The 13,180-nt window shown below is 65.8% G+C and carries 19 protein-coding genes; all 19 read left to right on the top strand.

Translation table 11 applies throughout. The features are described from left to right. Positions 1-310: 310 nt before the first annotated feature. The 19 genes from C1T17_RS06825 to C1T17_RS06740 all read left to right on the top strand — a co-directional run bounded on the left by C1T17_RS06825 (position 311) and on the right by C1T17_RS06740 (position 13,180). Entirely contained in the window at positions 311-637 is a 327-nt protein-coding gene (locus tag C1T17_RS06825; protein WP_104952801.1) for a DUF736 domain-containing protein, read from the top strand. A 190-nt stretch (positions 638-827) separates the two neighbouring features. Further along, positions 828-1,073, top strand: a complete 246-nt coding sequence (locus tag C1T17_RS06820; RefSeq protein WP_104952800.1) for a hypothetical protein — start codon at positions 828-830, stop codon at positions 1,071-1,073. Between the two features lie 129 nt (positions 1,074-1,202). Next, on the top strand, positions 1,203-1,466 hold the full coding sequence (locus tag C1T17_RS06815; protein ID WP_189338531.1) for a DNA -binding domain-containing protein: 264 nt from the start codon (positions 1,203-1,205) through the stop codon (positions 1,464-1,466). A gap of 123 nt (positions 1,467-1,589) precedes the next feature. After that, positions 1,590-1,901, top strand: a complete 312-nt coding sequence (locus C1T17_RS22100) for a transcriptional regulator domain-containing protein (RefSeq protein ID WP_223262840.1) — start codon at positions 1,590-1,592, stop codon at positions 1,899-1,901. Further along, entirely contained in the window at positions 1,807-2,346 is a 540-nt protein-coding gene (locus C1T17_RS06810; protein WP_223262839.1) for a DUF2285 domain-containing protein, read from the top strand. Before C1T17_RS22100 ends, C1T17_RS06810 begins: the two co-directional genes overlap by 95 nt. Positions 2,347-2,484: 138 nt before the next feature. Then, positions 2,485-2,766 carry a helix-turn-helix transcriptional regulator gene (locus C1T17_RS06805; RefSeq protein WP_104952799.1) on the top strand — a complete coding sequence of 94 codons (282 nt, stop codon included), beginning with the start codon at positions 2,485-2,487 and terminating at the stop codon, positions 2,764-2,766. Positions 2,767-2,777: 11 nt separating this feature from the next. Beyond that, a complete protein-coding gene (locus C1T17_RS06800; protein WP_104952798.1) occupies positions 2,778-3,665 on the top strand; it encodes a replication initiator protein A in 888 nt (295 codons plus the stop codon). 208 nt (positions 3,666-3,873) lie between these two features. Further along, entirely contained in the window at positions 3,874-4,512 is a 639-nt protein-coding gene (parA, locus tag C1T17_RS06795) for a ParA family partition ATPase (RefSeq protein WP_104952797.1), read from the top strand. Beyond that, positions 4,509-4,763, top strand: a complete 255-nt coding sequence (locus C1T17_RS06790) for a hypothetical protein (protein WP_104952796.1) — start codon at positions 4,509-4,511, stop codon at positions 4,761-4,763. Before parA ends, C1T17_RS06790 begins: the two co-directional genes overlap by 4 nt. Continuing rightward, on the top strand, positions 4,760-5,278 hold the full coding sequence (locus C1T17_RS06785) for a DUF2840 domain-containing protein (protein WP_104952795.1): 519 nt from the start codon (positions 4,760-4,762) through the stop codon (positions 5,276-5,278). The genes C1T17_RS06790 and C1T17_RS06785 overlap by 4 nt, the downstream gene beginning before the upstream one ends. After that, entirely contained in the window at positions 5,275-5,820 is a 546-nt protein-coding gene (locus C1T17_RS06780; protein WP_104952794.1) for a S26 family signal peptidase, read from the top strand. Before C1T17_RS06785 ends, C1T17_RS06780 begins: the two co-directional genes overlap by 4 nt. A gap of 45 nt (positions 5,821-5,865) precedes the next feature. Continuing rightward, on the top strand, positions 5,866-6,213 hold the full coding sequence (locus tag C1T17_RS06775; RefSeq protein WP_104952793.1) for a DUF736 domain-containing protein: 348 nt from the start codon (positions 5,866-5,868) through the stop codon (positions 6,211-6,213). 4 nt (positions 6,214-6,217) lie between these two features. After that, a complete protein-coding gene (locus C1T17_RS06770; RefSeq protein ID WP_104952792.1) occupies positions 6,218-6,976 on the top strand; it encodes a lytic transglycosylase domain-containing protein in 759 nt (252 codons plus the stop codon). A 244-nt stretch (positions 6,977-7,220) separates the two neighbouring features. After that, a complete protein-coding gene (locus C1T17_RS06765; RefSeq protein ID WP_104955049.1) occupies positions 7,221-8,960 on the top strand; it encodes a relaxase/mobilization nuclease domain-containing protein in 1,740 nt (579 codons plus the stop codon). Positions 8,961-8,984: 24 nt separating this feature from the next. Continuing rightward, complete coding sequence (locus tag C1T17_RS06760; protein ID WP_104952791.1) at positions 8,985-10,973, top strand: conjugal transfer protein TraG; 1,989 nt, start codon at positions 8,985-8,987, stop codon at positions 10,971-10,973. Positions 10,974-10,982: 9 nt separating this feature from the next. After that, positions 10,983-11,417, top strand: a complete 435-nt coding sequence (locus tag C1T17_RS06755) for a CopG family transcriptional regulator (protein ID WP_104952790.1) — start codon at positions 10,983-10,985, stop codon at positions 11,415-11,417. Positions 11,418-11,586: 169 nt separating this feature from the next. Beyond that, the gene (gene trbB, locus C1T17_RS06750; RefSeq protein ID WP_104952789.1) at positions 11,587-12,570 is read left to right on the top strand and encodes a P-type conjugative transfer ATPase TrbB; all 984 of its coding nucleotides are present in this window, start codon (positions 11,587-11,589) and stop codon (positions 12,568-12,570) included. After that, positions 12,567-12,899 (top strand): TrbC/VirB2 family protein, encoded by a 333-nt coding sequence (locus C1T17_RS06745; RefSeq protein WP_104952788.1) that lies wholly within the window; start codon positions 12,567-12,569, stop codon positions 12,897-12,899. The genes trbB and C1T17_RS06745 overlap by 4 nt, the downstream gene beginning before the upstream one ends. Then, positions 12,899-13,180 (top strand): VirB3 family type IV secretion system protein, encoded by a 282-nt coding sequence (locus C1T17_RS06740; RefSeq protein ID WP_104952787.1) that lies wholly within the window; start codon positions 12,899-12,901, stop codon positions 13,178-13,180. The genes C1T17_RS06745 and C1T17_RS06740 overlap by 1 nt, the downstream gene beginning before the upstream one ends.

Raw genomic sequence — 13,180 nt, 5'->3', positions numbered from 1 at the left:
ACGGTCATGTCGGTCGAAGATGGGCGCCACGTTCTCCTGTAATGCGTCTCTGTCAGGTCGACCGCTCCAACACGGCCTCTTCAATGGGCTGATCTGGCCGAAGGTCGGCTGCGCCTCGATCGCCTATGCCGCAACAGCGGCGTCGAAACTTTCATCCCCTGCCGGCTGCGCCGTCATTCCTCGCGAGACAAGAAAGTCCCTCCTTTGCTGTCAGGCCCCTGCGGGGTGCGCCGTCAATCGCCTCCGGCCTGTCGATCGCCATCGAGGCCGCAATGGTGCGGGCTCGGAACAGAGTTCAAGGAGAACTACCATGGCGACCATCGGCACCTTCAAGAAGACCGGCAACAACGAGTTCACCGGCGAAATCGTCACCCTCAGCCTCCAGACCAAGAACGTCCGCATCGTCCCCGATGCCCGCGCCACCGGCGAGAACGCCCCCAGCCACCGCATCTTCGTCGGCCGCGCCGAGATCGGCGCCGCCTGGTCCAAGACCTCCAACGAGGGCCGCGCCTATCTGGGCCTGAAGCTCGACGACCCCAGCTTCAACGCCCCGATCTACGCCAACCTCTTCGACGACGAGGAAAGTGAAGGCTTCAGCCTCATCTGGTCCCGCCCGAACCGCCGCAACGGCGAGTGAGGCCAGCGCGACGCCCCGCCCGGACAGTCCGGGCGGGGCCGATCGCTTGTCGGGCGACCGAATCAGTTTGCGTTCCACTGACTGCTAGGCCACCCCGCAAAGGCAGTATGAGGTAGCATCGGCCCGCAAGAACGACTATTATAGTCGTAGTTCTGGTGTGCGCGTATGTCCGAGTGGGAGGTGATCATGCATGATCACCGCCCGACAATCGCGGGCCGCACGCGCGTTGCTTGGATGGAATCAGGAGACGCTCGCTGACAAGGCCCAGGTATCACTGACCGCGCTGAAGCGCCTCGAATCCGCAAGCGGGCTCGAGGTGTATGAGACCACGCGCGATCAGGTGCGTCGGGCGCTTGAAGGCAACGGCATCCTCCTCCTGACCACCGACCAAGGCGAAGGTGTGATGGTGGTTCGTGGAAAAATCGACAAGCGATAACGTCTCCCTTGCCAACCGCATGCCTTCGGTACGCCGTTGCCATCACCAGTGCCGATTTTGCTGCGATGCACCCGACACACGGTTAACAAATTCCACCGGAATGGATAAGAATGACTTCAGGGGACCGGTGTGACCAAGACAGATTTCCTAGACCAGCCGCCCGATAGCTCGGTGCTCACGCCCTATGACCGCGAGCACCTGAAAACCTATCTGCGACTGCTGGATGCCGAGGCCAATGGTGCGTGCTGGGAAGAAGCGGTGACCGTTATATTCGGCCTCGACCCTGACAAAGATGCCCAGCGGGCTGCGCGCGTCTACACCACCCACCTGGCCCGCGCGAAATGGATGACCGAGAACGGCTTTCGCCATCTGGTCCGGTCGAGCTACCACTGATCCGACGGTGATGCGGAAGCCGCATCACGTTGCGCCACCTTCGAACTTCCCAAGCCAAAGACAACTTGGAATCGTGCTCTCCGCATTGCTCGCCCCAGAGAGGCGCGACAGGAGAGTAAAAGCATGTCTGAGGAAGGAAGTTGGAGAACTGGCTCGGCGTATGACTATATTGATGGTCTGAATGCGCCAGATATCGCGTGGGAGTTTTTGCGGAGAAACCACGACTACCGCCGCGAATATTCAGAACTTCAGCGCTTAGGGCATCTCGCTCCGGACAAAGCGCAGGCGTTATCCGATCGCTGGGGGTTATCTTTTCGCTATAGACCCTGCCCTCAGTGCGTTGACTACGGCTATCTCCTGGACCCTTACCGCCGATCCGTTCAAACTTCTCCTCGTTCCGTCACCAGCATCGCCCGCTGGCACAGGGGTAACTAGCGAACAAATTTCCTCTACTCCTCTTGCTGCCGACGGGACTCTTCGTCTCGCCGCCGGTGGCGAGATGTTCGACATGGCTTTTCATGGCGAAGCCGGCCACGGACCGCTCGCCGTCGTCGTCATACTCGACGACATCACGCCGGATCGGCTCCAGGCGATCGACCGTTTCTGGTCGACGATGTGCAGGCAGAAAACCCCACCCGACGATCGCCTGACCACGCCACGACGCCAGCGAATGCGAAGGATGCTCCAAGCGGTCGACGCGCACTATGCGGGTGAGACCTATCGCGCCATCGGCGAAACCCTTTTCCTTGGATACCAGATCGACGCGCAATCCTGGGTCGGAAACTCGGTTCGTGAAACAACGATCCGGCTCGTGCGCGACGGCGTGAAACTCGTCGAAGGCGGTTACCGCTCCCTCCTGCGCCGACCCCGCCGATCATAGCCTGCCTTCGGCCGGCTGGGGCGTGTCGAAATTAGCTTTCTATCTTCGACATCGTCCGACCCACCGTCTTCACGCCACCGTGCTCTCGAACCGCCGCCTGACGGCAGCGGCCCCCAACGAGACCATGGAGGCTCGACAATGGCCGAAACTACCGCCGGCATTCCGCCACGCTACCTGCGAACGCAGGAAGCCGCTCGCTTCCTCGGACTGTCCGAGCGCACGCTTGAGAAGCACCGGACCTACGGCACCGGTCCGGCTTACCGGAAGCTCGGCGGCCGAGTCGTCTACGCCATCGACGATCTCCAGACCTGGGCGGATCGCGGCCTTGTCAGCTCGACATCCGATCCGCGCGGCACGGTGCTGCCCGCCAAGAGGCAAGAGCCTGCGGACCGCCGCTTCGCCGGCCGCCAGCCGCGCTGAGGCGTCCGGCCATGTCGTCCCGCCCGCATCACCACGACGAACGCGCGCAGCTCGATCTGTTCCGAGCGCTCCCCGGCGATCTCGCGCCACGCGATGCGCAGGACCTGATGGCCTATCCGTTCTTCTCGCTCGCCAAGTCGAAGCGCCTGGCGCCGATCGACTTCAAGGCGGGCTCGGTCGTCATCAGGGTCGAGGCCGTCGCCGAGCATGGCATGGCCACCATCTGGGACGCTGACGTGCTCATCTGGGCGGCCTCGCAGATCGTCGAAGCGCGCGACGTCGGCCTGCGCCCGTCTCGCCTCATGGCGACAACGCCCTATGAGATCCTGAACTTCATCGGACGCGGCGTCTCGCTGCGCGATTACGACCGGCTGAAGGCCGCGCTCGACCGGCTTCAATCCACCACCATCGCGACCTCGATCCGCCAGCCGACCGAGCGGCGGATGCACCGCTTCTCCTGGATCAACGAGTGGAAGGAGCGCGCCGATCACCGCGGCCGGCCGCTCGGGCTCGAACTGATCCTGCCCGACTGGTTCTACGGCGCGGTGCTCGACGATGCTTTGGTGCTGACCATCGACCGCAACTATTTCGGGCTGACCGGCGGCCTGGAGCGCTGGCTCTATCGCCTCGTGCGCAAGCATGGCGGCAAACAGGAGTTCGGCTGGAGCTTCGATTTCCCGCATCTCCACGCCAAGTCCGGCAGCCTCTCGCCGCTCAAGCACTTCGCCTACGACCTGCGCGACATCGTCCGCCGCCAGCCGCTACCTGGCTACCGCCTGACCATCGAGCAATGCGTCGGCGGCCCCGAAATCCTGTCCTTCGTACCCACCGATCCCGACGCTCTCGGCATCCCGCGCCGACGTCGCCGCTCGACAACTCGCCCTGGGGATAAGCTGTGAATCATCTCGTGCTATCAGGGACCGGCACTATCGTGCCATCGGGGACCGGACTCTCGTGCTATCGGGGACCGAAATCGCCGATTCATCGCGCTAAATCAGCGCCTTGCGAGCCCAGTAACTTATCTAACCTAGATTCCTACGGAATCTTTCTAACGGAAGTCCGTTTTTCGACGGCTGTGGACGAGTCCCCGATCGCCGGGAGACCGTCATGATCGTCGCGCTCCTCAACCAGAAGGGCGGCGTCGGCAAGACGACGCTCGCCCTGCATCTCGCCGGCGAATGGGCGCGCAATGGCAAGCGCGTGACGCTGATCGACGCCGATCCACAAGGCTCGGCGCTGGACTGGTCGCAGCAACGCAGCCGGGAGGGATTGGAACGGCTGTTCGGTGTCGTCGGCCTGGCGCGCGATACGCTCCACCGCGAAGCGCCGGAGCTGGCGCGCGACGTCGATCACGTCGTCATCGACGGACCGCCGCGTGTCGCCGGGCTAATGCGCTCGGCGCTGCTGGCCGCCGACCTCGTGCTGATCCCCGTCCAGCCATCGCCGCTCGACGGCTGGGCGTCGGCCGAGATGCTGACGCTGCTCAACGAAGCGCGGATCTACCGCCCGGACCTGAAAGCCCGGTTCGTGCTGAACCGCTGCGCGGCGCGCACAGTGCTCGCCCGGGAGACCGCCGAGACGCTGGCCGATCATGACCCGCCGCCGCTCCTGACAACCATCGGCCAGCGCATCGCTTTCGCCGATGTCGTTCAGACCGGACGGCTCGCCGCCGAGCAGGACGACACCTCGCCTGCCGCGCGGGAGATCGCCGCACTCGCCGCCGAAGTCGCGAGGATCGGCGTATGAGCGAGCGATCCCCGAAACGCAGCTTCGCCGCTCGGCCGGCGGACCCGGAAAGCTGGATCAAGGCGCCAGACCGGCCATCGCCGCGTGCGGAGCCCGCGGCCGACTTCGCTGCCCGACTGACGATCGACGTCACCGCCGACATGCGCGGCCGGATCAAGATCGCAGCCTTCCAGCGCGGACAGACCGTCGCCGACATGCTGCGCGCCCTGTTCGAGCGCGAATTCCCACACAGCGAAGGAGATCCACAATGATCGGCGTCGCCCACGCATCGGTGCGCAGCGGCTTGCCGAGTGCGCTTGCCGCCGATGCCCTGACCCATGTCGAGCTGACGTGGATTGAGAAGAAGATCGAGTTCTGGATCAGGTTCGGCCTTGAGACAGCCGAACAAATCCTCGACCGCCGTCGACGCGTCGTGTCGTTCGCACCGAACAGCGTCTTCGCCTTCGTTCGCTGGACTTCCAACGATTACGGCACCGCGCTGTCGCGCCTCGACATCGTCCGCGCCGTGAATGCCGGTGAGCACTGTCAGACCCTGCCATTCGTGCGCCCCGGTGGCGACATCCTGCTGCGCGCCGATGGCTGGCCGAAGGTGGAGCGCGTGCTCCAGCTCATCGATGCGATCGAGGCGCGCGGCATCGATGCGATCGAGGTTTCACCGGATCACTGGCGTCATGTCCATAACCGGCTGACCGTCGGCGAAGCCCCGCGCGCCTACGATGCGCAGCAGCACCGCGCCTTCATTCTGCGCCGGGAGATTGGCGCATGACGCGGCTCGCCTATGCCTTGGTCACGACGGCCGCCGTGTCGCTGCTCGGCATCGCGTCGATCGCCTCGTTCGCGCCGAAGCTGATCTGGAATGCTTCGGCGAGCACGTCGATCGGCCTGTACGCGATCGGCGCACCTGGCCGGCTGGACGTTACCGATCTGGTCGCAGTCCGCGCGCCCGAGCCGCTCGCGACCTTCCTCTCGGACGGCGGATATCTGCCGCGCGGCGTGCCTCTCATGAAGCACGTCGCGGCGCTTCCCGGGCAGCGCGTGTGCAGAACAGGGCTCGCCATCACGGTCGATGCCGTGCCGATGGGCGATGCGCTGGACCACGACCGTCGCGGCCGACCATTGCCGATCTGGCAAGGCTGCCGCGTGGTCGCGGACGGTGAGCTGTTCCTGATGAACTGGGAAGTCCGCGACAGCCTCGACGGCCGCTACTTCGGTCCGCTCCCCGCCAGCTCGGTCATTGGCCGGGCCACCCCGCTCTACACCGACGAGGTCGGCGATGGCCGCTTCGTCTGGCGCGCGCCGACGCGGTGACGGCACGCCCATGACCTTGTCCACCGCACAGCCACGGAGAAAATCATGTCCCTGATCGGTCAATTCACGCGCGACGATTCCGGCTTCATCGGCCATTTGCAAACGCTCTTGTTGCAGCAGGACATCATCATCATTCCGGCCGAGGCCTCCGATGCCGAGAATGCGCCGGATTTCCGCGTTCATGTCTTCGACGGTATGAACAACGAACCCGGCGCCGAGATCGGCGCGGGTTGGAAGCGTACCGGCGAGAAGGCCGGCGATTACGTCTCGCTGCAGATCGACGATCCGACCTTCGGTCATCCAATCCGCGCCAATCTCTTCCAGTCGGCCGATGATAAATCCGGCTGGGGCTTGCATTGGAACCGCCCGCCGAAGCGCGGCGAGCGGGACTAAAGCGATGCCCGTCATCCGGTCGCAACCTGTCGTCGGAGGGAGGATCGCCCTCCGACGCGCAGCCTTCCTTCTCCTTTCCGGCCTGCTCCTCGCCGCGCCGCTCGCGCCCGCCGCTGCGCAGGAGATGCCCGCCGATCGCCCGTCGCGCGCCGATCCCTACGCCGCCTTCATCACCGAAGCGGCGCAACGGTTCGGCATTCCCGAAGCGTGGATTCGCGCCGTCATGCGCGTTGAAAGCGCCAGTGATGTGCGCGCCATCTCCTCGGCCGGCGCGATGGGGCTGATGCAAATCATGCCGGCCACCTGGGCCAGCCTTCGCGCCCGTCACGGCCTCGGGGCGAACCCTTACGATCCGCGCGACAACATCCTGGCGGGCGCGGCGTATCTGCGCGAGATGCACGACCGCTACGGTTCGCCGGGCTTCCTCGCGGCTTACAATGCTGGGCCTGGGCGCTACGAAGAGTCTCTCGCCGGACGCCCATTGCCCGCCGAAACGCGCACCTATGTCGCCATGCTCGGACCCGTCGTCGGTGGCGGCGAGATGGTCTCCCCCGTCGTGGTGGCGGCCGCCGATCCGCTCGCCTGGACCCGTGCGCCGCTCTTCGTCGTGCAGCCATCGAGCAGCATGACCGTCGCTCCGGTGCAACGTGAAAGCGCACCGGATGAAGCAACAACGCCAGCCCCGGCGCGCGATCCAAACGCGATTGCGCCACGCACCGATGGGCTGTTCGTGGCTCGCAATGCATCAGAAAGCCCCCGATGACGGCGTTCGCACCGGATCGGGGAATGGCGGGCTCTGGCGGACAGAAGGCGGTCCGGGGAGGAGGAGCAGGCAACACAACCGCACGATGGCGAGATAAAAGCGCGCGATGTGCGGCTTGGTGCGGTCGTGTGTTTTCAGGAACTTACAGAGTATTTGCGCGAGGTGCGCCTGATCGGCGCAGCCTGCGCATTCGCCATTTCGTTAAGGATTTCCGCGCGATTGCGCGATGTGCGGGATCGCGGCCATGAGCGGAGAGGACGATTTCCGCATCCGGCCGGGCCGCATCCGCTCCACCCGCGCACAGCAGGCGCGGCCCTTCATCGCGCAGGCGCTCGCGGCCGCCCAGCGGGCCGGCGGCAGCGTCTCACGCTCCGGCAAGATCAGCTCGGGCAACCGCTCGCGGTTTGGCCGCGGTCAGCGCGCGACCGTGCAGGCCAATCGTCTCCTGACTAGCCGATCGCGCAACACGGTGATCAAGACCCGCGTCGTCCGTCATACGGCGCGGGCCGCCCCGCTCTCTGCCCACCTCAGCTATCTGCGGCGCGAGGGTGTCACCCGGGATGGGGAGAAAGCCAAGCTGTTTGGGCCGGACACCGAGGACGCCGATCCCAAGGCCTTCGCCAAGCGCACCCAGGATGACCGCCATCACTTTCGCTTCATCGTCTCACCCGAGGACGCAACGGAGATGTCCGACCTGAAGACCTTCGCCCGCGATCTGATGGGCCAGATGGAAGACGACCTCGGAACCAAGCTCGACTGGGTCGGCGTCGATCACTGGAACACCGACAACCCGCACGTCCACATCATCCTGCGCGGCCGCACCGATGACGGCCAGGACCTCGTCATCTCCCGCGACTACATCAAGGAGGGCATGCGCGCTCGCGCGCAGGATCTCGTCACCCAGGAGCTGGGGCCGCGCACCGATCACGAGATCCGCCGCAACCTTGAACGGCAGATCGAGGCGGAGCGCTGGACCAATCTCGACCGGCAACTTGCCCGCGACAGCTATCGCACCGGCGTCATCGACCTTGCCCCGCACCCCGACCGCCAACCGGACGAATTTCATGCGATGAAGGTCGGCCGGCTGCGCAAGCTGGAGACGCTCGGTCTCGCCGATCAGGTCGGCCCCGGCCAGTGGATGGTGTCGGAGAACGCCGAGGAAACGCTGCGCGAGCTGGGCGAGCGCGGCGACATCATCAAGCGCATCCATCGCGGCCTGACCGAGCGCGGCATCGAGCGCGGCGCAGCCAGCTACGTGCTCGCCGGCGAGAGCCTCAACGATCCCGTCGTCGGACGGCTGGTCGATCGTGGTCTCGACGATGAGCTGAAGGGCACCGCCTATGCCGTCGTCGATGGCACCGATGGGCGGACCCACCACATCAAGTTGCCCGACCTCGATGCCGCTGGGGACAGCGCGCCGGGCTCGATCGTCGAGCTGCGCAAGTTCGATGACGCGCAAGGCCGCCGCCGCGTCGCGCTCGCGGTCCGCTCCGATCTCGACATCGAACGGCAGGTCAATGCGACCGGCGCCACCTGGCTCGATCGGCAAGCCATCGCCCGCGATCCCGTCGCGCTCGGCGGCGGCGGCTTCGGCGCGGAGGTGCGCCAAGCGATGGACCGGCGTGCCGACCATCTCGTCGGCCAGGGGCTCGCGGAGCGGCAAACCCGCGGTGTCAGCTTCTCGCCGGGCCTGATCGACAAGCTGCGCCAGCGCGAGGTGGAGGCCCTGGGCGAGCAGCTCGCCGCCGAGACCGGGCGTCAGTTCACGAAGGCCGGGACGGGCGAGTACGTGGCAGGCACCTATCGCCAGCGCTTCGCGCTCGCCTCCGGCCGCTTCGCCATGATCGACGACGGCCTCGGCTTCCAGCTCGTGCCCTGGTCGCCAACCCTTGAACGCCAGATCGGTCAGCACGTCTCCGGCGTTTCGCGCGGCGCCGGCGGCGTCGACTGGAGTTTCGGCCGCAATCGTGGCCTCGGCATGTAGCCCAACCAAGAAAGGAGTGCCCGCATGTCGGCGACCAAAATCCTGTGGGGCCAGATCCTCACCGTCTTCCTGATCGTGCTGATGACAACCTGGGCGGCGACGCAGTGGACGGCCTACCGTCTCGGCTTCCAGCCGCAGCTCGGACTTCCATGGTTCGAACTGGCCGACTGGCCGATCTACTATCCGCCGGCCTTCTTCTGGTGGTGGTATTTCTACGATGCCTATGCCCCGCCGATCTTCATCGAGGGCGCCTATATCGCCGCGTCCGGCGGCTTCATCTCCATCGCCGTCGCGATCGGCATGTCGGTCTGGCGGGCGCGTGAAGCCAAGAACGCCGAGACCTTCGGCTCCGCCCGCTGGGCTGGCGCCGGCGAAGTCCGCGCCGCCGGCCTGCTGGGCATGGATGGCGTCGTCCTCGGCAAATTTGATCGCGACTATCTCCGCCATGACGGTCCCGAGCATGTTCTGTGCTTCGCGCCCACACGATCCGGCAAGGGCGTCGGCCTGGTCGTGCCGTCACTGCTGACCTGGCCGGGCTCCGCCATCGTCCACGACATCAAGGGGGAGAACTGGACACTCACGGCGGGCTATCGCGCCCGCCACGGCCGCGTGCTCCTGTTCGATCCGACCAATACGAAGTCGGCCGCCTACAATCCGTTGCTCGAGGTGCGCCGCGGCGAGTGGGAAGTTCGTGACGTGCAGAATATCGCCGACATTCTCGTCGATCCGGAAGGCTCGCTGGAGAAGCGGAATCACTGGGAAAAAACCAGCCATGCGCTGCTGGTCGGCGCGATCCTGCACGTCCTCTACGCAGAAGCCGACAAGACCTTGGCTGGCGTCGCCGCCTTCCTCTCCGATCCGAAGCGGCCGATCGAGTCGACGCTCGCCGCCATGATGAAGACGGCCCATCTCGGCGAGGCTGGCCCGCATCCCGTGATCGCCAGCGCCGCACGCGAACTGCTGAATAAGTCCGACAACGAGCGGTCGGGCGTGCTGTCGACCGCGATGTCATTTCTCGGCCTCTATCGCGACCCCGTCGTCGCCGAGGTCACGCGCCGCTGCGACTGGCGCATCGTCGATATCGTCGGCAGCAAGCATCCGACCACGCTCTACCTCGTCGTGCCGCCCTCGGACATCAACCGGACCAAGCCGCTGATCCGCCTGATCCTCAATCAGGTCGGCCGGCGCCTGACCGAGGATTTGCAGTCGAAGGGAAACCGGCATCGGCTGCTGCTCATGCTCGACGAGTTTCCGGCGCTCGGCCGCCTCGACTTCTTCGAGAGTGCGCTCGCCTTCATGGCTGGCTACGGCCTTAAAGCCTTCCTCATCGCCCAGTCGCTGAACCAGATCGAGAAGGCCTACGGGCCGAACAACTCGATTCTCGACAACTGCCATGTCCGCGTCAGCTTCGCGACCAATGACGAACGCACCGCGAAGCGCGTCTCCGATGCGCTCGGCACCGCCACCGAGATGCGAGCGATGAAGAACTATGCCGGCCATCGCCTCTCGCCCTGGCTCGGTCACATGATGGTCTCGCGCTCGGAAACAGCCCGGCAACTGATGACACCCGGCGAGATCATGCAGCTTCCGCCCGCCGACGAGATCGTCATGGTGGCGGGAACCCCGCCGATCCGCGCGAAGAAGGCCAAATACTATGAGGACCGCCGGTTTCAGGAGCGCATCCTGACGCCGCCGACGTTGGTGAAACCGACAACGGCCCGGCCCGACGACTGGAGCACGCTCCCCCTTCCGGCAATACCGCCCGGGGCGACTGCTACCGGCGGCGGGAGCGGATCGGAAGATGAGGATACGACCGACTCCGAGCGCCGGCATCAGCCCGAGCTGAGCCGCGCGAAGCCAGTCGAGATCAATAAACCTATCGAGAACGAGTTCGAGATGGATCCCCGCGACGACGCCGATGAAGACGCCGCACGTCTCTCGCGCATGAACCAGACCATGCGCCAGGTGGCTCGCCAGGCGTCCCTAGATCCCGGCGACGGCATCGAGCTGTAGGAGGCGACTGTGGCAAAGCCTCCGAAAAAGCAGCGGCTGTCGGTCTATCTCGAACCGGACGTCATGAAGGCGCTCGCCGCGCATGCCGCCCGGCGCGATCAATCCCTCTCGCTGATCGCGGAAGCCGGCATCGCGTCCTTCCTGTCGCCCGATGCGGCCGAACGCCAGGAAGCGGTCACGGCCAAACGGCTCGATCAGCTCGACCGGCGCATGGCGCGGATGGAGCGCGACCTTGGCATAGCGGTCGAAACGCTGGCGGTGTTCGTCCGCTTTTGGCTGACGACAAACCCGCCGCTGCCAGAGCCCGCCCAAGCTGCGGCGCGCTCCAAAGCCGGCGAGCGTTACGAAGCGTTCGTCACTGCACTTGGCCGTCGACTCGCGCAGGGGCCGAAGCTCAGGCAAGAGATTTCAGAAGACATCGCGCCCGCGCGCGACACGGATTAATCACGACGTCGGACGGCGCAAGTATTCCTGCGTTCCGCCGTTTCCCTGTCTTTGTACGCCACAGTACGACGACCACATTATGGTTGTTGTCAGGCCATGATTTCTCCCTCTTCTACTCATCCCCGATCCAGGGCCGCACTTCGCGGACCCGCAGGAGAACGGGGACGACGTGGCGGCCACTCACCAGAAATCGGAGGCGATCCTTCGCGGCGCGCGCATGCTGCGCACCGCGCTCGGCCCCGCAATCGCCCAGTATCTGGAAGACCCCGCGATCGTCGAGGTGATGCTCAACCCCGATGGGCGGCTCTGGGTCGACCGGCTTTCCGAGGGACTGGCTGATACGGGCGAGCTGCTGTCGCCGTCTGACGGCGAGCGGATCATCCGCCTGGTCGCCCACCATGTCGGTGCCGAGGTGCATCCGGGCGCCCCGCGTGTCTCGGCCGAGCTGCCCGAGACGGGGGAGCGGTTCGAGGGGCTGTTGCCTCCCGTGGTGTCCGCGCCGGCCTTCGCGATCCGCAAGCCCGCCGTCGCTGTTTTCACGCTCGACGATTATGTCGTCGCCGGGATCATGGCGGCAGGTCAGGCCGAGACGCTGCGGCAGGCCGTCGCCGACCATCGCAACATCCTCGTCGCCGGCGGCACCTCCACCGGCAAGACAACCCTCACCAACGCGCTGCTCGCCGAGGTTTCGAAGACCTCAGATCGCGTCGTCCTGATCGAAGACACCCGCGAGCTGCAATGCGCGGCACCCAATCTCGTCGCCATGCGGACCAAGGACGGCGTCGCCTCGCTCTCCGATCTCGTTCGCTCCTCGCTTCGCCTGCGCCCCGACCGCATCCCGATCGGCGAAGTGCGCGGGGCTGAGGCTCTCGATCTGCTGAAAGCCTGGGGCACCGGCCATCCCGGCGGCGTCGGGACCATCCATGCGGGCACCGCCATCGGCGCACTGCGCCGCATGGAGCAGCTCATCCAGGAAGCCGTCGTCACCGTCCCGCGCGCGCTGATCGCCGAGACGATCGATCTCGTCGCCGTCCTCTCGGGCCGGGGCGCATCGCGCCGCCTGGCCGAACTCGCCCGCATCGAGGGCCTGGGCCCCGACGGCGACTACCGCGTCACCCCCGCACACCAGCCCCTCACAGGAGACCCGTCATGATTAAGCATGCTCTGCGCATCCGCCGCCACGTCGCAACGGCGGTGTCCGTCACCTTCCTCACGCTCGCGCTTGCGCCGGCCGCCCACGCGTCCGGTTCGTCGATGCCCTGGGAAGCGCCTCTGCAATCCATCCTCGAATCCATTGAGGGACCGGTCGCCAAGATCATCGCTGTGATGATCATCATCATCACCGGCCTGACACTCGCCTTCGGCGACACGTCGGGCGGCGCCCGCAAGCTGATCCAGATCGTCTTCGGCCTGTCGATCGCTTTTGCGGCGTCGAGCTTCTTCCTGTCGTTCTTCTCGTTCGGCGGCGGGGCGCTCGTCTGATGGCCAACGGCTCGGACCATGGCGGCGAACTGCCGGGCTTCTCTGTCCCGGTCCACCGGGCGCTGACGGAGCACATCCTGCTCGGCGGCGCGCCGCGCTCGCTCGCTATCCTCAACGGCACGTTAGCCGCCGCGGTCGGCCTCGGGCTGCGCCTCTGGCTGGTCGGCCTCGGCCTTTGGGCCGTGGGGCATTTTGCTGCCGTCTGGGCGGCCAAGCGCGATCCGCAGTTCGTCGAGGTCGTGCGCAAGCATCTGCGCATTCCCGGCCATCTCTCGGTCTGA

Source organism: Sphingobium sp. SCG-1, from assembly GCF_002953135.1.
GTDB lineage: Bacteria > Pseudomonadota > Alphaproteobacteria > Sphingomonadales > Sphingomonadaceae > Sphingobium.
The sequence above is the reverse complement of the archived record's forward strand: the minus strand, read 5'-3'. Positions and strand labels throughout refer to the sequence as shown.

What these genes read in the sequence shown, in the direction of transcription:
- C1T17_RS06805 (WP_104952799.1), top strand. Translation starts at nt 2,485, where the DNA reads ATGGCCGAAACTACCGCCGGCATTCCGCCACGCTACCTGCGAACGCAG.
- C1T17_RS06780 (WP_104952794.1), top strand. Translation starts at nt 5,275, where the DNA reads ATGACGCGGCTCGCCTATGCCTTGGTCACGACGGCCGCCGTGTCGCTG.
- C1T17_RS22100 (WP_223262840.1), top strand. Translation starts at nt 1,590, where the DNA reads ATGTCTGAGGAAGGAAGTTGGAGAACTGGCTCGGCGTATGACTATATT.
- C1T17_RS06800 (WP_104952798.1), top strand. Translation starts at nt 2,778, where the DNA reads ATGTCGTCCCGCCCGCATCACCACGACGAACGCGCGCAGCTCGATCTG.
- C1T17_RS06785 (WP_104952795.1), top strand. Translation starts at nt 4,760, where the DNA reads ATGATCGGCGTCGCCCACGCATCGGTGCGCAGCGGCTTGCCGAGTGCG.
- C1T17_RS06760 (WP_104952791.1), top strand. Translation starts at nt 8,985, where the DNA reads ATGTCGGCGACCAAAATCCTGTGGGGCCAGATCCTCACCGTCTTCCTG.
- parA (WP_104952797.1), top strand. Translation starts at nt 3,874, where the DNA reads ATGATCGTCGCGCTCCTCAACCAGAAGGGCGGCGTCGGCAAGACGACG.
- C1T17_RS06765 (WP_104955049.1), top strand. Translation starts at nt 7,221, where the DNA reads ATGAGCGGAGAGGACGATTTCCGCATCCGGCCGGGCCGCATCCGCTCC.
- C1T17_RS06790 (WP_104952796.1), top strand. Translation starts at nt 4,509, where the DNA reads ATGAGCGAGCGATCCCCGAAACGCAGCTTCGCCGCTCGGCCGGCGGAC.
- C1T17_RS06775 (WP_104952793.1), top strand. Translation starts at nt 5,866, where the DNA reads ATGTCCCTGATCGGTCAATTCACGCGCGACGATTCCGGCTTCATCGGC.
- C1T17_RS06745 (WP_104952788.1), top strand. Translation starts at nt 12,567, where the DNA reads ATGATTAAGCATGCTCTGCGCATCCGCCGCCACGTCGCAACGGCGGTG.
- C1T17_RS06820 (WP_104952800.1), top strand. Translation starts at nt 828, where the DNA reads ATGATCACCGCCCGACAATCGCGGGCCGCACGCGCGTTGCTTGGATGG.
- C1T17_RS06740 (WP_104952787.1), top strand. Translation starts at nt 12,899, where the DNA reads ATGGCCAACGGCTCGGACCATGGCGGCGAACTGCCGGGCTTCTCTGTC.
- C1T17_RS06825 (WP_104952801.1), top strand. Translation starts at nt 311, where the DNA reads ATGGCGACCATCGGCACCTTCAAGAAGACCGGCAACAACGAGTTCACC.
- C1T17_RS06770 (WP_104952792.1), top strand. Translation starts at nt 6,218, where the DNA reads ATGCCCGTCATCCGGTCGCAACCTGTCGTCGGAGGGAGGATCGCCCTC.